This is a genomic window from Cupriavidus sp. 22TCCZM04-2 (assembly GCF_057798895.1).
Window position 1 is genome coordinate 190,318 of sequence record NZ_JBYOJS010000010.1, and the last position, 19,449, is coordinate 209,766.

Annotated in this window: 19 protein-coding genes; 12 read left to right on the forward strand and 7 right to left on the reverse strand. The window is 66.9% G+C overall.

What is annotated here, in order from left to right:
• Positions 1 to 108: 108 nt before the first annotated feature.
• Complete coding sequence (gene xseA, locus AC3FKG_RS16880) at positions 109 to 1,494, reverse strand: exodeoxyribonuclease VII large subunit (RefSeq protein ID WP_488743616.1); 1,386 nt, start codon at positions 1,492 to 1,494, stop codon at positions 109 to 111.
• A 1,053-nt stretch (positions 1,495 to 2,547) separates the two neighbouring features.
• Between xseA and AC3FKG_RS16885 the strand changes: the two genes are divergently transcribed.
• The 7 genes from AC3FKG_RS16885 (at position 2,548) to AC3FKG_RS16915 (ending at position 7,782) form a co-directional block, all read left to right on the forward strand.
• The gene (locus AC3FKG_RS16885) at positions 2,548 to 3,168 is read left to right on the forward strand and encodes a MotA/TolQ/ExbB proton channel family protein (RefSeq protein ID WP_483710566.1); all 621 of its coding nucleotides are present in this window, start codon (positions 2,548 to 2,550) and stop codon (positions 3,166 to 3,168) included.
• Positions 3,169 to 3,192: 24 nt separating this feature from the next.
• Entirely contained in the window at positions 3,193 to 3,624 is a 432-nt protein-coding gene (locus AC3FKG_RS16890) for an ExbD/TolR family protein (protein WP_483710565.1), read from the forward strand.
• A gap of 125 nt (positions 3,625 to 3,749) precedes the next feature.
• Positions 3,750 to 4,847 carry a tetraacyldisaccharide 4'-kinase gene (lpxK, locus tag AC3FKG_RS16895; protein WP_483710564.1) on the forward strand — a complete coding sequence of 366 codons (1,098 nt, stop codon included), beginning with the start codon at positions 3,750 to 3,752 and terminating at the stop codon, positions 4,845 to 4,847.
• Complete coding sequence (locus AC3FKG_RS16900; protein WP_483710563.1) at positions 4,828 to 5,031, forward strand: Trm112 family protein; 204 nt, start codon at positions 4,828 to 4,830, stop codon at positions 5,029 to 5,031. Before lpxK ends, AC3FKG_RS16900 begins: the two co-directional genes overlap by 20 nt.
• Positions 5,032 to 5,041: 10 nt before the next feature.
• Positions 5,042 to 5,851 (forward strand): 3-deoxy-manno-octulosonate cytidylyltransferase, encoded by an 810-nt coding sequence (gene kdsB, locus AC3FKG_RS16905; protein WP_488743617.1) that lies wholly within the window; start codon positions 5,042 to 5,044, stop codon positions 5,849 to 5,851.
• A gap of 335 nt (positions 5,852 to 6,186) precedes the next feature.
• A complete protein-coding gene (gene adk / locus AC3FKG_RS16910) occupies positions 6,187 to 6,852 on the forward strand; it encodes an adenylate kinase (RefSeq protein WP_483710561.1) in 666 nt (221 codons plus the stop codon).
• Between the two features lie 171 nt (positions 6,853 to 7,023).
• A complete protein-coding gene (locus AC3FKG_RS16915; protein ID WP_483710560.1) occupies positions 7,024 to 7,782 on the forward strand; it encodes a 3-hydroxyacyl-CoA dehydrogenase in 759 nt (252 codons plus the stop codon).
• A gap of 27 nt (positions 7,783 to 7,809) precedes the next feature.
• Here the strand turns inward: AC3FKG_RS16915 and AC3FKG_RS16920 are convergent, their stop codons facing one another.
• Positions 7,810 to 8,646, reverse strand: coding sequence for a helix-turn-helix transcriptional regulator (locus AC3FKG_RS16920; RefSeq protein ID WP_483710559.1), 837 nt, complete (start codon positions 8,644 to 8,646; stop codon positions 7,810 to 7,812).
• 138 nt (positions 8,647 to 8,784) lie between these two features.
• Here AC3FKG_RS16920 and AC3FKG_RS16925 point away from each other — a divergent pair, with 138 nt between their 5' ends.
• On the forward strand, positions 8,785 to 9,570 hold the full coding sequence (locus AC3FKG_RS16925; protein WP_483710558.1) for a class I SAM-dependent methyltransferase: 786 nt from the start codon (positions 8,785 to 8,787) through the stop codon (positions 9,568 to 9,570).
• Positions 9,571 to 9,585: 15 nt separating this feature from the next.
• On the opposite strand, the gene AC3FKG_RS16930 is transcribed toward AC3FKG_RS16925, so the two are convergent.
• Positions 9,586 to 10,500, reverse strand: a complete 915-nt coding sequence (locus AC3FKG_RS16930) for a LysR family transcriptional regulator (protein WP_483710557.1) — start codon at positions 10,498 to 10,500, stop codon at positions 9,586 to 9,588.
• Positions 10,501 to 10,599: 99 nt separating this feature from the next.
• Between AC3FKG_RS16930 and AC3FKG_RS16935 the strand changes: the two genes are divergently transcribed.
• On the forward strand, positions 10,600 to 11,616 hold the full coding sequence (locus tag AC3FKG_RS16935; RefSeq protein ID WP_483710556.1) for a bile acid:sodium symporter family protein: 1,017 nt from the start codon (positions 10,600 to 10,602) through the stop codon (positions 11,614 to 11,616).
• Between the two features lie 75 nt (positions 11,617 to 11,691).
• On the opposite strand, the gene AC3FKG_RS16940 is transcribed toward AC3FKG_RS16935, so the two are convergent.
• Together AC3FKG_RS16940 and tsaE are read right to left on the reverse strand one after the other, a co-directional pair.
• Positions 11,692 to 13,191 carry an N-acetylmuramoyl-L-alanine amidase gene (locus tag AC3FKG_RS16940; RefSeq protein WP_483710555.1) on the reverse strand — a complete coding sequence of 500 codons (1,500 nt, stop codon included), beginning with the start codon at positions 13,189 to 13,191 and terminating at the stop codon, positions 11,692 to 11,694.
• Positions 13,185 to 13,706, reverse strand: a complete 522-nt coding sequence (gene tsaE, locus AC3FKG_RS16945) for a tRNA (adenosine(37)-N6)-threonylcarbamoyltransferase complex ATPase subunit type 1 TsaE (protein WP_483710554.1) — start codon at positions 13,704 to 13,706, stop codon at positions 13,185 to 13,187. The genes AC3FKG_RS16940 and tsaE overlap by 7 nt, the downstream gene beginning before the upstream one ends.
• A gap of 16 nt (positions 13,707 to 13,722) precedes the next feature.
• Here tsaE and queG point away from each other — a divergent pair, with 16 nt between their 5' ends.
• The gene (gene queG, locus AC3FKG_RS16950; protein WP_483710553.1) at positions 13,723 to 14,904 is read left to right on the forward strand and encodes a tRNA epoxyqueuosine(34) reductase QueG; all 1,182 of its coding nucleotides are present in this window, start codon (positions 13,723 to 13,725) and stop codon (positions 14,902 to 14,904) included.
• On the opposite strand, the gene AC3FKG_RS16955 is transcribed toward queG, so the two are convergent.
• Entirely contained in the window at positions 14,897 to 15,790 is an 894-nt protein-coding gene (locus AC3FKG_RS16955) for an AEC family transporter (protein WP_483710552.1), read from the reverse strand. The genes queG and AC3FKG_RS16955 overlap by 8 nt on opposite strands.
• A 228-nt stretch (positions 15,791 to 16,018) precedes the next feature.
• Here AC3FKG_RS16955 and AC3FKG_RS16960 point away from each other — a divergent pair, with 228 nt between their 5' ends.
• Both AC3FKG_RS16960 and AC3FKG_RS16965 read left to right on the forward strand, forming a co-directional pair.
• A complete protein-coding gene (locus AC3FKG_RS16960; protein WP_483710551.1) occupies positions 16,019 to 16,588 on the forward strand; it encodes a chalcone isomerase family protein in 570 nt (189 codons plus the stop codon).
• 112 nt (positions 16,589 to 16,700) lie between these two features.
• Positions 16,701 to 17,669: a tripartite tricarboxylate transporter substrate binding protein BugE gene (locus AC3FKG_RS16965; protein ID WP_483710550.1), complete on the forward strand. Its 969-nt coding sequence runs from the start codon at positions 16,701 to 16,703 to the stop codon at positions 17,667 to 17,669.
• Between the two features lie 157 nt (positions 17,670 to 17,826).
• Here the strand turns inward: AC3FKG_RS16965 and AC3FKG_RS16970 are convergent.
• Positions 17,827 to 19,376 (reverse strand): IS3 family transposase gene (locus AC3FKG_RS16970; protein WP_488742417.1). Its coding sequence is split into 2 segments (ribosomal slippage): positions 17,827 to 18,890 and positions 18,890 to 19,376, totalling 1,551 coding nucleotides; the frame shifts between segments, so codons are not numbered across the junction.
• Positions 19,377 to 19,449 lie beyond the last annotated feature (73 nt).

A 19,449-nucleotide genomic window follows, 5' to 3' on the forward strand; every position in this document is an offset into this window, starting at 1 on the left:
ATGCGGCCGGGGAATTGCCGATTGTAGGAGACTTGCAAGACCCACGCAAACCGCGGCGCAAAGCCCCCTGAGGTCATGTTAGTTTGTCCGCGGCGGGTCGGTCTGGGTTCAGATTCCGCCCAGCTTGGCCTGTACGGCGGCAATCGCGACGTCGGCCACGCCTTCGGCCAGATGGGCCTCCACCACGCTGCCGGGACGCAGTTCCGCAGGCGAGCGCAAGGCGTGTCCGCGCGGGTCCAGCAGCACCGCGTAGCCGCGTTCCAGCGTGCGTTGCGGGGCCAGCAATTCCAGCGCGCCCGCCACGCGTGCCAGGCGCTGCGCCTGCCGCTCCTGCTGGCGGGCCGCCGCGGCCTGCATGCGCTGCGCCAGCCGCGCGACGCCGGCACCGGCCGCCGCCGTGTCGGGCCGGCAAGCCGTCCAACGCATGGCGAGCAGCTGCTGGCGATGGCGCTGCGCCACCACGGTCTCCCGCAACGCCGCACGCAAGTGTCGCGCCAGATTGTCGACACGCGCGCGCCGCTCCTGCAGTTGCGCTTGCGGGCTGCGCAGCCGCCGCGCGAGCCAGTCCAGGTGCTGTGCGCGCCGGTCCAGTTCGCGTCGCATCGACTGCACCAGGCCGTCGCCGGCGCGGCGCGTCAGCGCCAGCAGATGCCCGCGGTCCGGACTGACCAGTTCGGCCGCGCCGGTGGGCGTGGGCGCGCGCACGTCGGCCACGAAATCGGCAATGGTGAAATCGGTTTCATGGCCCACGCCGGAGATCACCGGCACCGCGCTGCGCGCAATGGCATGCGCTACTACTTCTTCGTTGAAGGACCACAGGTCTTCGATGCTGCCGCCGCCGCGGCACAGGATGATCACATCGCATTCGCGCCGCGCGCTGGCCTGGTCGAGCATGTCGGCAATTTTCTGTGCGGCGCCGGCGCCCTGCACCGGCACCGGATAGACCGCCACCGGCACATGCGGCGCACGCCGGCGCAGCGTGGTCAGGACATCGCGCAAGGCAGCCGCCTGCAGCGAAGTCACGATGCCGATCGCACGCGGATGCGTCGGCACGGGCCGCTTGCGCTCGGGAGCGAACAAGCCTGCCTGGGCGAGCTTTTCCTTCAGGCGCAGGAACGCCTCGTAGAGATTGCCAAGGCCCGCGCGGCGCATGGCCTCCACCCCGAGCTGCAGGTCCCCGCGCGCTTCGTACAGCGTGACCACGGCGCGTACTTCCACCGCTTCGCCTTCACGGGGCGTGAAATCGACATGCTGGTTGCGCCCGCGAAACATCACGCAGCGAATCTGCGCTCGCGCGTCCTTGAGCGAAAAGTACCAGTGGCCGCTGGAGGCCCGGGTGAAGTTCGAGATTTCGCCGCGCACCCACGTCAGCGGAAATCCGCGCTCGAGCATGGTCGCGATCGCGTGGTTCAACTCGCCGACGGGAATCGCTTCGCGCGGGTTGCGGGCAGGCATGGAGGACGATTCGCGCGAAAAGGTCTGCGGCTCTGGCATGGGGCGTCGCCGCGCGTGCGGCGTGGGTTGGACATGTCCACAGCATAACGGCTATGTCAAGAGGACAGTTATGTTGTCGCAGACCATTGGCGGAGTCCCCATGAGTAGGTACAACCCTTTGATTCTTATGAATTTTCAGACCGCAACAAAAATTAGGCAATGTAACCAATTTCCTTACGCGTCAACCACTTACGGGGCGCCTGCGGGGCTTGTTCACAAAGTTATCCACAGGATCTCTGGATAAAAGAGAACCATCCGGCGCAACTGGTGTAAAGGTGTAGCGCTCGCCGCCTGCATCCACCCACTGCCTTCCGCCATGTCGGAGGGATGGATCGCGGGGGCCACTCGCCTGTATTGAGCCCGTTGGCGCGTGTCATTGCCCATTTTTTTGGCAACAACAGCAAAACTCAGAAAAATCAATGACTTAATGCCGATCTCCAGAGCTTGTCCACAACCCGTCCACAATGCTCTCCTTGTGCTGTGTGGAAAAAGACCGACATGGATCAAGGCGACGGCCGCGGAGGTCGCGAGCCCGTTGCGCGCCACATTGCCTATTTTTTAGGCGACAGGATGACTTTTCATTAAAATCAATGACTTAGGCGTCTTCTCAGAACAATTTCCACAGGCCGTCCACAATCCTGTCCCGCAACCGTGTGGAAAGCAGCGGGTAAACCCCTCCCGAGGCTCGGAAAGGGCTATCCACAGCCGAATAAATGCCGTGAGACCCCATCTGCACAAAAAACAGGCAGGATCTCCTTTACCCTTATGGATCAACAGGTTAGCGTGCTTGTCAGGCTGGTTTCCACAATCCATCCACAATCCTGTCCCGCCTGGCTGTGGAAAGTGTGCGCCGCCGCACCGATGCGCGGCCGAGACACCCTTTGACAGCGTCTTGCCGCGCGCCATGGCGCGGGTTAGAGTGCTGCCTGATTTTCGGAGCAGTGCCGCTGCGTGCAAGCCTCGGTGTGCGCGTATCCAAGGCCTGCCATATAAAGCCGGTCATTGTCTTGTCGTGTCTGATTGTCGTTCCTGGTTGTCGATTCGGGGGTCCCATTGTTTTCGATCATTCAAGCGGCCGGCTGGCCGATCTGGCCGCTGCTGCTCGCTTCGGTAATTGCGCTGGCACTGGTCGTCGAGCGTTTTCTGACCCTCAAGCGCAGCAAGGTACTTCCCGCCCGCCTCTACGATGAGGCGCTGTCGGCCGCGCAGCAACGCCGCGCCACGCCGGAGGTGGTCAACACGCTCGAACAGAGTTCGCCGCTGGGCCGCGTGCTGGCGGCGGGCCTGCGCCACGTGGTGCTGCAGCCGCATACCTCGCGCGACGCCGCCAAGGAAGTCGTGGAAGAAGCCGGGCGCGTGGTCGCCCATGAGCTGGAGCGCTACCTCAACGCGCTCGGCACCATCGCTTCGGTCGCGCCGCTGATGGGGCTGCTGGGCACGGTGATCGGCATGATCGAGATCTTCGGCAGCCAGGGCGGCACGGGCGCCAATCCCGAGCAGCTGGCGCACGGTATCTCGGTGGCGCTGTACAACACCGCCTTCGGCCTGATCATCGCGATTCCCGCCCTGATCTTCTGGCGCTATTTCCGCCGCCGCGTGGACGACTACGTGGCCGAACTGGAATTCCGCGCCACGGCGTTCCTGGACGCCATCCTGCCGCAACGGCGCGGCTGAGCGCCGGAACAGCCAGGAAGCGCCATGCAATTCCGTTCCCGCCAGCGGCGTGAAGAGCCGGAAATCAACCTGATTCCGCTCATCGACGTACTGCTCGTGATCCTGATCTTCCTGATGATCACGACCACCTACTCGCGCTACACCGAGCTGCAGATCCAGCTTCCGACCGCCGATGCCGAGCGCGCGCAGCAGCGCCCGCAGGAGATCGTCGTGTCGGTGTCTTCGCGCGGCGTCTACTCCGTTAACAAGCAGGTGCTGGAGCAGAAGGATGTGACCAGCCTGGCGGACCAGCTGCGCGCCGCGGCCGGCCCCGCCACGAGCGGCCAGCCGCCGGTGGTCATCGTCAACGCCGATGCCCAGGCAACGCACCAGGCCGTCATCAACGTGATGGAAGCCGCGCGACTGGCCGGGCTGTCGCGGCTGACCTTCGCCACGCAGAGCGCCCAGCCGCGCTGACCGCTGCCAGCATCGGGCCCCGCCGGACAAGGGGCCCGGGGTTGCCGCATGCGCACGGCAATGCCCATAATGTGCGCGTCCGGCTGGCCACAGCGCCAGCCAACCAATCCTCCCCCTGCCCTCCCATGTCCGTTCCACGCCATGACTTTGCCGATTTCGTGACCGCCCAGTGGCAGCGCCGCGGCTGGTTCGCGTGGGTGATGCTGCCGTTCTCGCTGCTGTTCGGCCTGATCGCGCGAGTGCGCCGCCATGGCTACCTGCATGGCTGGTTCAAGTCCACGCGGCTGCCGATGCCCGTGATCGTGGTCGGCAACGTGACCGTGGGCGGCACCGGCAAGACGCCGGCCGTGATCGCGCTGGCGCAGGCACTGACCGAGGCCGGCCTGCGCCCCGGCGTGGTGTCGCGCGGCTATGGCGTCACGCTCAAGCATCCGCGCCGGGTCAAGCCGACGTCGAAGGCATCGGACGTCGGCGACGAGCCGTTGCTGATCGCGCGCGCGGCCGACGTGCCGGTCTGGGTGTTCCCCGACCGCGCGCTGTGCGCGCAGACCATGCTGGTGTCGCATCCCGGCGTCAACGTGCTGCTGCTCGATGACGGCCTGCAGCACTACCGCCTGCAGCGCGACTTCGAGATCGTGATGTTCGACGCCCGCATGGGCGGCAACGGCCTGCTGCTGCCGGCCGGCCCGCTGCGCGAGCCGCTTTCGCGTCCGCGCGACGCCACGCTGATCAACGACCCCAACTTCCGCGCCACGCCGGACCGGCCCGATGTCTATGGCATGCGGCTGGAACTCGACGATGCGTGGCAGCTCAACGACCCCGCCATGGCGCGCCCCGTCAGTGCCTTTGCCGGGCGCCGCGTGCTGGCCGCGGCCGGCATCGGCAACCCGGAGCGCTTCTTCGCCAGCCTGCGCGGCGCCGGCCTGAGCCCGAGGACGCTGCCGCTGCCGGACCACTACGATTTCGCCGACGATCCGTTCGCCGGCAACCCCGACGCGCTCGACGCCGACGTCATCCTGATCACCGAGAAGGATGCCGTAAAATGCGAGCGATTCGACGACCCGCGCATCTGGGTCGTTCCCACCACGCCCGTGATCGACGCGGGCCTGGTCGACAAGATCCGGCGTGCCGTGCAGGCGCGCATCCCGGCCGCGACGGCGCCTGCATCGGGCGGCGCCACCGGCCCCAACAAGGAACCCCGAGATGGACAACCGGCTGCTTGAAATCCTGGTCTGCCCGCTTTGCAAAGGCAAGCTGGAATACGACCGCGCCGCGCAGGAACTGATCTGCCACGCCGACAAGCTGGCCTACCCGATCCGCGACGGCATTCCCGTCATGCTGGCCGACGAGGCCCGCCAGTCGGTGCCGGGCCGCGTGATCGACCCGGATGCGCCCCGGGCTGGCTGAGACCCGCATCATGAGCATTCCCGCCTTCACCGTCGTCATTCCCGCGCGGCTAGCGTCCACGCGGCTGCCGGACAAGCCGCTGGCCGATATCGGCGGCAGGCCGATGGTCGTGCGCGTGGCCGAACGCGCGCATGCCTCGTCGGCGCGGCGCACGGTGGTGGCCACCGACGCCCCGGCCGTGGCGCAAGCCTGCGCCGCGCATGGGATCGAGGCCGTGCTGACGCGCGCCGACCATCCGTCGGGCACCGACCGCCTGGCCGAAGTCGTGGTCCGGCTTGGATTGCCCGACGACGCCATCGTCGTCAACGTGCAGGGCGACGAGCCGCTGATCGACCCGCAACTGATCGACGATGTCGCGCTGCACCTTGCGCACCATCCCGACTGCGCCATCGCGACCGCCGCCCATCCCCTGCACGAGGTGGCCGAGGTCTTCAACCCGAACGTGGTCAAGGTGGTCTGCGATGCCGCCGGCCGTGCCCTCTACTTCTCCCGCGCGCCGATTCCCTGGTCGCGCGACGACTGGGCCGGCGTGCCCGCGGTGCCCGCCTCGATGGCGCAGGTGCCGCTGCCGCCCATGCCAGTCCTGCGCCATATCGGCCTGTACGCCTACCGGGTCGGCTTCCTGCGCCGCTTCCCGACGCTGGCGGCGGCGCCGCTGGAGCAGACCGAGGCGCTGGAGCAACTGCGCGCCATGTGGCATGGAGAGCGCATCGCCGTGCTGGAAACAGCCGCCGCGCCGGCGCCCGGCGTCGACACGCCGGCCGACCTGGAGCGCGCGCGCGCGCTGTGGGCCCAGGGCATGGCGCAGGAAGGTCCCTGAGCCACTTTGTTGCGCGGTGACGGCTTTTGCGTTGGGGTTCATACACCTGCAACAGGAATCGGCCCGATTTCGGGCCGGATTCTCTGTGCCTCGTGGCATAATGCCTGGCGATACAGAGCCGTCGGACTAGCGCACCAGAATGCGCTGGCCGGCCAAGGCTCGGTGGGGAGATACAGATAGAGCCCGTCCGGTGACCCGCGCCGCGTTCCGCAGCGCCGCACCGGCCGACCACGTGACCTGATCCAAGCGCGCGCAGTAAGTCCTGCGTCAAGTTACGGCGTTACCCTCGTTCTCGTCTCCCGCCACACCAGATTCAAAACTCTGAGGACCCGTAAATGCGTTTGATCCTGTTGGGCGCGCCTGGCGCCGGCAAAGGCACGCAAGCCAAGTTCATCTGCGAGAAGTTCGGCATTCCGCAAATCTCCACGGGCGACATGCTGCGCGCCGCGGTGAAGGCCGGCACGCCGCTGGGCATTGAAGCCAAGAAGGTCATGGACGCAGGCGGACTGGTGTCGGATGACATCATCATCGGCCTGGTCAAGGACCGCCTGAAGGAAGCCGACTGCAAGAACGGCTACCTGTTCGACGGCTTCCCACGCACCATTCCGCAGGCCGAGGCCATGAAGGAAGCCGGCGTCGCGATCGACTACGTGCTGGAAATCGACGTGCCGTTCGACGCCATCATCGAACGCATGGGCGGCCGGCGCGTGCACGTGGCATCGGGCCGCACCTACCACGTCAAGTTCAACCCGCCCAAGGTCGAAGGCGTCGACGACGTGACCGGCGAAGCGCTGATCCAGCGCGACGACGACAAGGAAGACACCGTGCGCAAGCGCCTGGACGTCTACGCCCAGCAAACCCGCCCGCTGGTCGACTATTACTCGGACTGGGCCGCCAAGGGCGACAGCACCGCCAAGGTGGCACCGCCCAAGTACCGCAAGATCGAGGGCATGGGCGACGTCGAGAGCATCACCGCGCGCGCGTTCGAGGCACTGAAGTAAGCCCCGGCACTTGAGCCATCCCAAAAAAGCGACCTCCGGGTCGCTTTTTTGTTTCTGACGAGGCATGGCCTCCCCTCTTGCCAGCTGCGCATGGCTCCGTACAATAGCGCGGAAGTTGACGTTTACGTAAACGGCAGTTGCCACGGCGACTGATCACAGAGGAGACAGCAGATGGACATCCAGGGCAATGTATTCATCGTTACGGGCGGCGCGTCGGGCCTGGGCGCCGGCACCGCGCGCATGGTGGCCGAGGCGGGCGGCAAGGTCGTCATTGCCGACCTGAACGAGGCCGCGGGCAATGCGCTCGCGCAGGAGCTGGGCGGCACCTTCGTCAAGTGCGACGTGGCGTCCGAAGCCGATGGCCAGGCCGTCGTGGCCGCCGCGCAGGCGCTGGGCCGCGTGGCGGGGCTGGTGAACTGCGCCGGCATCGCCGTCGCCAGCAAGACCGTGGGCAAGAACGGCCCGCATCCGCTCGATGCCTTCGACAAGACCATCCGCGTCAACCTGATCGGCACCTTCAACATGATCCGGCTGGCGGCGGCAGCCATGGTGCAGAACGCGCCCGATGCCGAAGGCGAGCGCGGCGTGATCATCAACACCGCCTCGGTGGCGGCGTTCGACGGCCAGATCGGGCAAGCCGCCTATGCGGCCTCGAAGGGCGGCGTGGTCGGCATGACGCTGGCCATCGCGCGCGACCTGTCGCGCGACGGCGTGCGTTGCGTGACGATCGCCCCGGGCCTGTTCGAGACGCCGATGCTGCTGGGCATGCCGCAGGATGTCCAGGACGCGCTCGGCAAGATGGTGCCGTTCCCGTCGCGTCTCGGCCGCCCGGCCGAGTATGCCAAGCTCGCGCAGGCCATCATCGGCAACACCATGCTCAACGGCGAAGTGATCCGCCTTGACGGCGCGATCCGGATGCAGCCCAAGTAAGCGTCCGCTCTCCCCACTGCTGCGGGCTCAGGCCGGCAGCAGCATCACCAGCATCAATCCCGGCGCCGCCGCCGGCCATAGCGTTAGCTGCTCGAACTGCAGCGCGCCGAGGGCCGGGTGGTGGAAACCGCGGCGTCCGCCTTCCCGGTCTTCCACGTCCTGGGACTGCCAAGCGGCGCGAAAGGCCGGGCTTTCCATCATCAGGCCCTCGATCAGCGCACGCATGGGCGCATCGTCCGCGTGGCGGATGCTGTGCGCGCGGAATTCCGCCACCAGGCGGCCGGCGCGGTGCGGCCAGTCCTCGACCAGCGCCTGCAGCGGCGCGGACAGGAACATCGCGCGCAGCAGATTGCGCTCGGGGTTGTCGGCATCGAGCCAGCCGACGAACAGCCGCGCCGCGGCCTCGTTCCACGTCAGTGCGTTCCACTGGCGATCCAGCAGGTAGGCCGGGCCGTTGATGGCATGCACGCTGGCCATGACTGCCGGGGGAACCGCCTCGGTGCCGGCCTGCTGCGCATCGCGTCGCCCAGCCAATTCGAACAGGTAGGCACGCTCCGCCCGCGACAGGCGCAGCGCGGTGGCCAGGCTGGCCAGCGCCCGCGCCGACAACGCGACCGGGCGCCCCTGCTCCAGCCAGGTCACCCACGTGGCGCTCAGTCCGGCCAGCTGGGCCACTTCCTCGCGGCGCAGGCCCGGCGTACGGCGGCGTCGGCCGGGCGGCAGGCCCACATCGTCGGGCGCGAGCCGTTCACGGTGGGCGCGCAGGAATGCGCCGAGTACCGCCTCCCGCGTGACCAGCGCGGCCGCGCCCGGCTCTGATGGAGGATCCGGCGATGCAAAAGTATCTGAAAGAGATTCGACCATAGGCTGGTGCGTCTTATACCAGGATAAAACGGTAACTTGTACCGGGAAAACGATCGCCCTACAGTAGTCCGGAACCCGCACCGCGGGCAAGTCCCCGATCATCAGAAGACCGGCATGCAGCCGGTTCAGGAGCCAGTCATGCAACAACAGGAACTCGTCGCGGCCCAGTTCGGCGCCACCGCCAGCGCTTACCTCACCAGTGCCGTCCACGCGCAGGGCGCAGACCTGGAACAGCTCAGGCAGGAGCTCGCGGACCTGATCCCGGCCGACAAGCGGGCATCCAGCACGGTGCTGGACCTCGGCTGCGGCGCCGGGCACGCGAGCTTCGCCGCCGCGGCCGTGGCGGGCACGGTCACGGCGTATGACCTGTCGCAGGAAATGCTCGACGTGGTGGCAGGCGCCGCGCGCGAACGCGGGCTCGCCAACGTCGTGACGCGCCAGGGCGCCGCGGAAACGCTTCCGTTCGAAGACGGCAGCTTCTGCGCCGTGGTCTCGCGCATGAGCGCCCATCACTGGCGCAATGTGCCGGCGGCGCTGCGCGAGATGCGCCGCGTGCTCAAGCCGGGTGGCAAGGTCGTGCTGATCGATATCGTGGGCGCCGAGGATCCGCTGCGCGACACCTGGCTGCAATCGGTCGAATTGCTGCGCGATCCGTCGCACGTGCGCGACTACACCGGCCCGGCCTGGCGCGCGATGTTCGCGTCGGCGGGCTTCGCGGCAGACGAAATCGGCGTCTCGCCGGTCTGGCGCATCGGCATCGAGTTCCAGAGCTGGGTCACGCGCATGCGCACCGCGCCGGTGGCGGTCGAAGCCATCCGCCACCTGTGGCAGCTGGCGCCCGCCGAAGTCCGCGAGCACTATCGCGTGCAGGCGGACGGCAGCTTCGACCTGGAAGCGGTCATGGTCACCGCCCGGGCACGCTGAAGACACCTAGGCCGCTCAGGCGGCCTCCGGTTCCGGCCCCGCTGCCGTGATGCCGAGATTGCGGACCAGCGACCATACCGCCGCCGCGGCCGGCGACAGCGAGCGATCCGCGCGCCGCACCATGACAATGCGGCGCTCTTCGCGCGGCACCAGCGGTCGCCATACCAGGGGCGACGCCGCCGGCAGCGGCAGCGAGTAGGTCGGCAGCACCGACGCGCCGATGCCGGCCTCCACCATGCCGAACACGCTCGCCGAGTGTCCCATTTCCTGAATCACCCGCGGCACGATGCCGTGGCGCCCGAACACGCGATCGATCAGGGGCCGGCTGCCCGAGGCGAGGTCCAGCAGCACCAGCCGCATGCCGTCCAGCGCCGCCCACGGCACCGTCTTTTCCTGCGCGAGCGGATGATCGCGCAGGCACACGAAGCAGAACGGATCGGTCACCAGCGGCTCGATGGTCAGTCCCTCATGCACGAGCGGGTCGATCAGCACGCCGAAATCCACGCCGCCGACACGCACCTGCTCCAGGCCATCGGCCTGCACGTTGTCGCGCACGGTCAGGCGGATTTCCGGGTATTGCGCCGCGCATGCGGAGACAACCATCGGCATCAGCCGCGCCGAGATCGTCGGGGCGCCAGCGATCACCACACGACCACGATAGTGCTCACCAAGCTGGCGGGTGTCTTCGAGCGTGTCGTCCAGCTGGCCCAGCAGCCGCTCCAGGGCCGGCGCGAGAGCATGGCCCGCCGGGGTGAGTACGACTTCCCGGGTAGTGCGATCCAGCAGCCTCACGCCAAGTGCCGTTTCAAGCTCCGCGACGCCGCGGCTGATCGCGGATTGCGTCAGACCGATGGCATCGGCCGCCCGGCTGAAACCGCCCTTCTCCGCCACGGCGAGAAACACCCGTAGCTGCCGGATTGTGTAATTCATGCAACGACGAGATAAATGAATGCAATAAATGAATTTGCATTCTAGACCCGGGTGTCGTCCAATACTAGGCTAAACCCTTAGACGCCTTAGAAGTCCAGCATGCTTTCCAAGCTCAAGAAACTCTACGACCTGATCGACGGCTTCGTCCTGATCATGCTGACCGCCATTGGCATTGCCCTGCTCGCGCCCGAGTTCGGCAGCAGCCGCGGTCCGCTGCACCTTGGCACCGTCACCAGCCTGGGCGTGGCGCTCGTCTTCTTCCTGCATGGCGCGGCGTTGTCGCGTGACAAGCTCGTGGCAGGGGCCCGGCACTGGCGCCTGCACGTGTTCGTGCAGACCTTCACCTACGTCGTATTCCCGGTGGTCGGCCTGCTGCTGATGCTGTCGCTGCGCAATTCGCTGCCGCCGGACCTGCTGCTCGGCGTGTTCTATCTTTGCGCGCTGCCGTCCACGGTATCGTCGTCGGTGGCCATGACCTCGATGGCGCGCGGCAATGTGCCGGGCGCCATCTTCAACGCCACCATCTCGGGCCTGATCGGCATGGCCGTGACTCCGCTGCTGATGGGCCTGGTGATCAGTGCCAGCGGCGCGTCGATGCCGCTGGGCAAGGCGCTCACGGGCGTGGCGCTGCAGCTGCTGCTGCCGTTCGCGCTGGGCCAGTTGATGCGCCCGCTGATCGCTGGCTGGCTGGCGAAGAAAAAGCACATCACCAGCAAGGTCGACCGTGGCGTGATCGTGCTGATCGTCTATTCGTCGTTCTGCGACGCAACCGCCGAAGGCCTGTGGCACCACTACCACTGGCAGACCATCGCCGCCGTGATGGGGCTGGCCGCCGTGCTGCTGTTCGTCGTGCTGGGCACGACCACGTTCGTTGCGCGCCGCCTGCACTTCAGCGTCGAGGACGAGATCACCGCGGTGTTCTGCGGCTCCAAGAAGAGCCTGGCCAACGGCATTCCGATGGCCAATATCCTGTTCGCCGGCCACCCGGCGCTGGGGCTGCTGGTGCTGCCGCTGATGGTCTATCACCAGTTGCAGCTCATCGTTTGCTCGGTCATTGCCGCGCGCTATGCGAATCGCGATGCGCTCATCGAGGACGCGAGCACCGCACGCGCCTGAGCTTCGCCGCACGGAAAAGAAAAACGGGGGATGCAGTGCATGCATCCCCCGTTTTTCTTTTCCGCCCCGTGACCGCTACACCGAAGGATTCTTCGACAACGGCGGATTGCGCGCGAAGTAGCTGCGAATCCCGCGCAGGATCGCATTGGCCAGTTGTTCCTGGTGCGCGTCGTCATTGAGCTTGCGCTCTTCCTCGGGGTTGCTGATAAAGGCCGTCTCGACCAGGATCGACGGGATATCCGGCGCCTTCAGCACCGCAAACCCGGCCTGCTCCACGCTACCCTTGTGCAGTCGGTTGATGCCGCCGATTTCCTGCAGCACGGCCTTGCCGACCTGCAGGCTGTCGTTGATCTGCGCCGTGGTCGACAAGTCCAGCAGCACGCGCGCGACCTGCGCGTCCTTGTTCAGGTTGGCGCCGCCAATCAGGTCCGACGCGTTTTCTTTGTTGGCCAGCCAGCGCGCGGCCGTGCTGGAAGCGCCGCGCTCCGATAGCGCAAACACCGAGGCGCCCTTCGCTTCCGGCGACAGGAAGGCATCGGCGTGGATCGACACGAACAGGTCCGCCTGCACGCGGCGGGCCTTCTGCACGCGCACGTTCAGCGGCACGAAGAAATCGGCGTCGCGCGTCATCATCGCTCGCATATTGGGCTGCGCATCGATCTTGGCGCGCAGCCGGTGCGCGATCTGCAGCACCACGTCCTTCTCGCGCGAGCCCGAGGCACCGATGGCACCCGGATCTTCGCCGCCATGGCCGGGATCGATCGCCACCGTCAGCAGGCGGCGCATCTTGAACGGGCGCTCGGCAGTGGGATCGCCCTGCGCGACGGGCGGGACCACCGGCGCGTTCGGCCTGGGCACCACGGGCACCGCAGGCTTCGGCGGCCTGACCGCTGCAATGGGCGGCGGCGGCGCCGTGGTCGCGGGCACGTCGCCCTTTTCATCGAACTTGCGCACGAGCGCGCCGATGGCGTCTTCTTCCGCGCCTGCCGGGGCCCCGGCGATGCCGTCGGAACCCGGCGGCGGCGCGCTGTTGGCGAAGCGGCGCTGCTTTTCCTCGGTGTCGCGCACCAGCTTCCACAGCGGATCGGGCGGGTTCACCGGATACAGGTCGAACACCAGCCGGTTCTTGTAGCTGCCGATCGGCGCCAGCGTGAACACCTGCGGCGCGACGTTTTCCTTCAGGTCGAACACCATGCGCACCACGCGCGGCCGGTTCTGGCCGACGCGCACCGTCTGGATATAGGGATCGTTCGACGTGATCTTGGCCACCAGTTCGCGCAGCGTGGGCGAGAGGTCGAGGCCGTCAATGTCCACCACGAGCCGGTCCGGGTCGTGGAGCATCTGGTGCACGGCAGCCAGCGGCGTGTCGGATTCAATCGTGACGCGCGTGTAGTCCTCCGCTGGCCATACGCGCACGGCGACGATGCCGGCGCCAAAGGCCAGTTGCGGTCCGGCCAGTGTCAGCACGGCCGTGCCGGCACCCAGCTTCAGGCACTGCGCCATCCATTTGCGGCGGGCCTGCAGCAGTCCGTCGGGTCCATCGGGTCGGTCGGTGGCGAGTCGCTTGATCAGCATGCGTTAAGCAAGGTAATTCCAGTGGGAGTATAGGCGCGCAGCGTCGCAATCCGGCGCTGGCCGGCCACATCCGCCATATCGTCCGCGGAGATGTCCGATTGGAGCAACACGTGCAGGTCCGGTTCCCCAAGCAGGCGTCCGGCCTTCTCCGGCCACTCCACGAGATTGAAGGCGGGCTCGGCAAAGCAGTCGCGGAAACCTGCGTCGATCCATTCCTCCGGATCGGCGAAACGGTACAGGTCGAAGTGGTAGACCGTCAGCGGCGACCCGTCGGCGCGCGCCACGTCGTAGGGCTCGCACAGCGTGTAGGTCGGGCTGCGGACCTTGCCGGCATGCCCGAGCGCGCGCAGGATGGCGCGCGACAAGGTGGTCTTGCCCGCGCCAAGATCGCCCGAGAGCTGCACGTGCACGGTGGTGGGCGGCAAGGCGCTGACCACGCCGGCGAGCGCCGCACCGAAGCGCGCGGTGGCGGCTTCGTCGGGCAGCGTCAGGGAACGTTCTTCAAGCAGGGGCATTGCGTACAATTCAGGGATGACCGACCGAGCATCCGAAGCGCCAGGCGCCCCCACTCCGCGGCCCCAGGCCGCTGCCGATGCAGCAGGCAAGGGCGGCCTGGAGGCGCTCGTGCTGTCGATCCGGGAGTGGGGTGCCGAGCTGGGCTTTGCCTCGGTACGCATCGCGGATGTCGATCTCGGCCATGCCGAGCCAGGTCTGATGGCATGGCTGGCCAAGGGTTACCACGGCGACATGGATTATATGGCCAACCATGGCCCGCGGCGCGCCCGTCCCGCCGAACTGGTGCCCGGCACGGTACGCGCCATCGTGGCCCGCATGCCCTACCTGCCCGCCACCGCTGCACCGGACTGGCGCCGGCATGAACTGGCACGGCTCGACGACCCCGCCACCGCCGTGCTCTCGCTCTATGCGCGCGGCCGGGACTACCACAAGGTGCTGCGCAACCGGCTGCAGCAGCTCGCCAGCCGCATCGAAGCCGCCATCGGCCCGTTCGGCTACCGCGTGTTCACCGATTCGGCGCCCGTGATGGAAGTGGCGCTGGCCAGCCAGGGCGGCCTGGGCTGGCGCGGCAAGCACACGCTGCTGCTCGACCGCGACGGCGGCTCGATGTTCTTCCTCGGCGAGATCCTGGTCGACGTCCCGCTGCCGGCCGACCCGCCCGAGGCCTCGCACTGCGGCAACTGCCATCGCTGCATCGACATCTGTCCCACGCGCGCGATCCTCGGGCCCTACAAGCTCGACGCGCGCCGTTGTATTTCTTACCTGACCATCGAGCACAAGGGGCCGATCCCCGAGCAATTTCGCGCGCCCATGGGCAACCGCGTCTACGGCTGCGACGACTGCCAGCTGGCCTGCCCCTGGAACAAGTTCGCGCACCGGGCCACGCTGCCCGACTTCGAGGTACGCAACGGCTTCGACGCCGCGGACATGGTCGACCTGTTCCTGTGGACCGAGGCCGAGTTCAACCAGCGCCTGGAAGGCAGCCCGATCCGCCGCATCGGCCATGAACGCTGGCTGCGCAACCTGGCGGTGGGACTCGGCAACGGCCTGCGTGCCGCCGCCTCCGGCCAGAGCCCGCAAGACCACGCGCTGGCCGCGCGGATCCGCGTCGCCCTGGAAAGCCGCCGCGAAGTCGCCACGCCGCTCGTGCGCGAGCACATCGACTGGGCGCTTGCCCAAGACCAGGCGGTCAGCTGACCAGCGCGAGCCAGATCGGCGTGGTGAGGATCGCGGCCACCGTCATCACGGAGATGGTCGCTGCCACCATCGGCCCGTTGCCGCCCATGCGCGCCGCCAGGATATAGGCGCTCGACGCCGTCGGCAGCGAGGCATACAGCACCACGATCTGGTATTGCAGCTCCGTCAGCGGCAATAGCCGGCCCGCCAGCCAGGCCACACAGGGCATTGCCAGCAGCTTCACGCCGGACCACCACGCGACCGGGCCGACCGTGCCGGCCGCGCCGCTCATCTGCAGCCCCGCGCCCACCGTCATCAGGCCGAGGGCCGTCGATGCCGAGCCGAGCCGGTTCAGCGTCATGGCCAGGACCTCGGGCGCATGCAGGCCCAGCAGGTTGGTCAGCAGCCCGCCGGCCGTGGCCAGGATCAGCGGATTGCGCACCAGCTCGCGCCACAGCCGCGTCTCGCCATGCCGCGCCAGCGCCCATACCGCCGCCACGTTGCACAGCGGCACCGTGCAGCCCACGATCACCGCCATCATGGCCAGGCCCTCGCTGCCACCGATGCGCGAGGCCAGCGCCAGGCCGATATAGGAATTGAAGCGAAACGCCGTCTGCAGGCCCGAGGCAAAATCCACGGCACCGGGTCGCAGCACCCATTTGACGGCGTACCCGGCGACCATGCCGAATGCCATGACGCCCAGCGCGAGGCCGAGCATGGCCGAGGTCGAGGAGAAATCGAACACCGCGCTGTTGGTCGACTGCAGCAGCAGCGCCGGAAACAGCACGAAGTAGACCAGGCGTTCCACGCCGCTCCAGAAGGCACGGTCGAACGGTGAATAGCGAACCAGCAGCCAGCCGATCAGGATCAGGCTGAAGTCCGGGACCAGCAGGAGAGCGGAAGACATCTCGTGGGCGTTTTCGTTGTTATCGAGGCGCGGCGGCCGATGCAGGGGGGGAAATCGCGGAATGTGCAGACTAGGGCAGATCCGGATTGGTATTTTTCCAGAAATGGGCCAGCATGGCATACCAAGTTGTACGCCTGACCCCTTATGCTGCACCGTCGTCATCCGCCATCGCCGGGCCTATGGATTGCCCCGCGCCTGTGTTCACCCTCCCGCCCCACCGCGCGCCGCGTGCTGGCCTCGCTCGCCGCAAGCCTGGCGCTTGCCGTACTGCCGGCCGCCGCCGGGGCGACGGAATTCGAGGGTCTGCGCTTTGACGATGCCGCGCGCGTGGCCGGCAAGGAGCTGCAGCTCAACGGCACCGCGCTGCGCTCGGGCCTGCTGCTCAAGGGCTACGTGGCGGCGCTGTACCTGCCCGAGAAGGCGCGCAACGCCACCGTGGTGCTCGGCACGTCCGGCACGAAGCGGCTGCAGTTCCGCATGCTCCGCGAAGTCGATCCCAACGTATTCGCCAGGGCGATGCAGAAAGGCATGCGCGAAAACCACAGCGAGCTGCAGATGCAGATGCTGTCGGCCCGGATGGTCCAGTTCGAACGCACCATCGACCAGGTCGGAACCGCCCGCAAGGGCGACGTGATCAACCTCGATTTTTCGCCGGACGCCGGTACCGTGGTCGCCATCAACGGCACCCCGCGCGGCCGCCCGATCCCCGGCGAGGACTTCTACCAGGCCGTGCTGCGCGTCTTCCTTGGCGAACACCCCGTCGACCGGGACGTCAAGCGCGGCCTGCTGGGCGGCTGAGGCCGCCGGTCATGATGTTGCCGCCAGCCGTGCCGCCACCTGCGGCGCGGCGGCGGCGTTTTCTTCCGGGCATCACCCCCGCCCGGACTTTCCTGACGGGAGACCTGATCTCATGCAAGCTGGCAAAATCGCTTTGACCCTGGCCCTGGCCACCGCGGCATCGGTCGCGCAAGCACAGAGCTTTCCGACCAAGCCGATCCGCCTGATCATTCCGTTCGCGCCGGGCGGCACCACCGACATCGTCGGTCGCGGCGCCGCCGACCAGATGAGCCGCATCCTGGGCCAGCCGGTGGTGGTCGAGAACCGCGCCGGCGGCGGCGGCTCGATCGGCGCCGACGCCATCGCCAAGGCGGCGCCCGACGGCTACACCATCGGCATCTCCACGGTGTCGACCATGGCCGTGAACCCGGCCTGCAATCCCAAACTCTCGTACGACCCGATCAAGGACTTCAAGCCCATCACGAACCTGGCCAACGTGGCCAACGTGATTGCGGTGAACCCGAGCTTCCCGGCCAAGAATTACAAGGAATTCCTGGCCGTGCTGAAAGCCAACCCGGGCAAGTACTCGTTCGCGACGTCCGGCACCTGTGCGTTCGGCCATATGCTGGGCGAACAGTTCAAGGTCTCGACCAAGACCTTCATGGTGCATATCCCGTACCGCGGCGCGGGCCCGGCGCTTAATGACGTGCTGGCCGGCCAGGTGCCGATCATGGTGGACAACCTGCCGTCGTCGATGCCTTACATCAAGGCCGGCAAGCTGCGCCCGATCGTGGTGGCTTGGAACAAGCGGGTGGATTCGCTGCCGGACGTGCCGACCTTTGGGGAGATGGGACTGAAGGAGCCTAACGATCCGGCCTGGTACGGGCTGGTGGCTCCGGCCGGGACGCCTGACGACGTCATCAAGAAGCTGAACGAGGCCGCAGTCAAGGCATTGCAGGACAAGGGCTTCCAGGAGCGTTTGCGTGCCGCCGGTGCGGAGCCCTCTGGCAATTCGCCTGCGCAGCATGCGGCGGAGATCAGGAAGGAGTTCGACAAGATGAAGAATCTTGTTAAGGTGCAGAACATCAAGCTGGAGCAGTAAGACGCTCTTTCGCACATACCGGGCCGCCTGCGGGCGGCTTTTTCTTTTTGGCTGGCTGGGGATATCGTGCTTGGCAGGCGCCTGCGTTTCGCCGGCGTAGCCGGCGAGTCACTTTTTGTCCGAGCGGCGTGTGTCAAGGTAGTTGTCGCGTCCGCCGCTATGCTGCTTTCCGGTACTCCTTAGGCTCCAGCTCAGCCCGCTCGGGGTTCAGGTAGACCACTGGATCCAGCTTCCAATTCCGGATTCCCCGCGACCAGCGCTGCGGGTGCCGGGCGCGCGCAGCCTGATACACCACCATTCGTCGCGCCAGCAGGGGTATCGCTTCCCCGCGGTGCCGCTGGTTCGGCGTGACATACTTCAGCCCGCTGTGACGGTGCTCCTCGTTGTACCAACGCACGAACCGATGCACCCATTCACGCGCCTGTTCCAGCGTATCGAATGGCCTCTCGGGCCACAGCGGGCAGTACTTGGCCGTACGGAACAACGCTTCGGCATAGGCGTTGTCGTTGCTCACGCGTGGGCGGCTGTATGACGGCACCACGCCCAGATCCTGCATCGCAGCGCGCATGCTCAGCCCCTTCATGACGCTGCCATTATCAGAGTGCAGCACCAGCGGCCGCCCAGCCGTTTGCTCGCGCAGACAGCCCAGTTCGAGCAGCCGGCGGGCATGCTCCACCGACTCGCTCTCGTGCACTTCATTGACCACCAGCTTGCGGCTGTAGATGTCCTGCATCATGTACCAGTAGAAGAAGCGACCCTTCACCGTAGTGGGCATCCACGTGATGTCCCAGCACCACACCTGATTGGCACCGTCTGCACGATGCGTGGTCGGCGCGCGGGGCTTGGCATTGTGACTGCGTCCACGTCGCCGGCTCTGCCCTGCAGCCCGAAGCACACGGTAGAACGTCGATTCCGACGCCAGGTAGCGGCCCTCGTCGGCCAACTTCGGCACGATCTGGTGCGGCGTCAGGCTCTCGTAGCCAGGCTGGTTGGCCGCTGCCAGCACGGCCTGCCGTTCTGCCTCGCTGAGCTTGTTCGCCGGCACCGGGCGCTGCGCTCCCGGGCGGCCATCCTCTGGCGCATGGCGCCAGCGCTGCAAGGTGCGCTCACTCAAGTCCAGTTCCTCGCAGGCCCTGGACTGGCGTGCACCGCTCTTTACCGCTTCATCGATCAACGCAATGGCATCGCGGCGATCCGAGACGTTGATCAGTCTTCCTCGTCCCTTCCCCAGATCGCCTCGGCTTTTTTTCTCAGCACCAGCAGCGCTGCTGTCTCAGCCAGCGCCGCATCCTTGCGCTTGAGTTCGCGCTCAAGATCCCGGATCCGCTTCTGAGCCGCCTGTTCCTCGCGGCGCTGCGCCAGGTCAGGCTTGTCTGGTGTCTTGGCATTGGCCTGCTCGCACGCGGCCCGCCACGCCCGGATCTGTTCCGGCTGAATACCCTTCCTGCGGCAGTATTCGGACAGCTCCGCCTCACTCAGGGGCGCCGTCTCCAGCACCACTCGGAACTTGTCCGCACTGGACCACTTATCACTTTGTTTGCCGTTGCCTGGCACAACCTTTCCTTGCTCTCGGGCCGCGTTGCGCCAGTTGCGCAGGCACACCGTTGTAATGCCTGTCTCCCTGGCCAACTCCGCCACCGACCGGTTCAAGGGCGGCTTCATCTGCTCGACCACCCATTCTTTGTACTCCGCCGGATAAGGCTTCATCTTCCAACCGTTACCGCCCCCCATTGTCCTTCATCGAAAGGCAGCGAGGCGACAACTATCCTGACATGGAGGG

Coding starts and splice junctions, on each gene's coding strand:
- kdsB (WP_488743617.1), top strand. CDS start 5,042: ATGAGCATTCCCGCCTTCACCGTCGTCATTCCCGCGCGGCTAGCGTCC.
- AC3FKG_RS16965 (WP_483710550.1), top strand. CDS start 16,701: ATGCAAGCTGGCAAAATCGCTTTGACCCTGGCCCTGGCCACCGCGGCA.
- lpxK (WP_483710564.1), top strand. CDS start 3,750: ATGTCCGTTCCACGCCATGACTTTGCCGATTTCGTGACCGCCCAGTGG.
- xseA (WP_488743616.1), bottom strand. CDS start 1,494: ATGCCAGAGCCGCAGACCTTTTCGCGCGAATCGTCCTCCATGCCTGCC.
- AC3FKG_RS16920 (WP_483710559.1), bottom strand. CDS start 8,646: ATGGTCGAATCTCTTTCAGATACTTTTGCATCGCCGGATCCTCCATCA.
- tsaE (WP_483710554.1), bottom strand. CDS start 13,706: ATGCCCCTGCTTGAAGAACGTTCCCTGACGCTGCCCGACGAAGCCGCC.
- AC3FKG_RS16900 (WP_483710563.1), top strand. CDS start 4,828: ATGGACAACCGGCTGCTTGAAATCCTGGTCTGCCCGCTTTGCAAAGGC.
- queG (WP_483710553.1), top strand. CDS start 13,723: ATGACCGACCGAGCATCCGAAGCGCCAGGCGCCCCCACTCCGCGGCCC.
- AC3FKG_RS16930 (WP_483710557.1), bottom strand. CDS start 10,500: ATGAATTACACAATCCGGCAGCTACGGGTGTTTCTCGCCGTGGCGGAG.
- AC3FKG_RS16940 (WP_483710555.1), bottom strand. CDS start 13,191: ATGCTGATCAAGCGACTCGCCACCGACCGACCCGATGGACCCGACGGA.
- adk (WP_483710561.1), top strand. CDS start 6,187: ATGCGTTTGATCCTGTTGGGCGCGCCTGGCGCCGGCAAAGGCACGCAA.
- AC3FKG_RS16925 (WP_483710558.1), top strand. CDS start 8,785: ATGCAACAACAGGAACTCGTCGCGGCCCAGTTCGGCGCCACCGCCAGC.
- AC3FKG_RS16915 (WP_483710560.1), top strand. CDS start 7,024: ATGGACATCCAGGGCAATGTATTCATCGTTACGGGCGGCGCGTCGGGC.
- AC3FKG_RS16935 (WP_483710556.1), top strand. CDS start 10,600: ATGCTTTCCAAGCTCAAGAAACTCTACGACCTGATCGACGGCTTCGTC.
- AC3FKG_RS16890 (WP_483710565.1), top strand. CDS start 3,193: ATGCAATTCCGTTCCCGCCAGCGGCGTGAAGAGCCGGAAATCAACCTG.
- AC3FKG_RS16955 (WP_483710552.1), bottom strand. CDS start 15,790: ATGTCTTCCGCTCTCCTGCTGGTCCCGGACTTCAGCCTGATCCTGATC.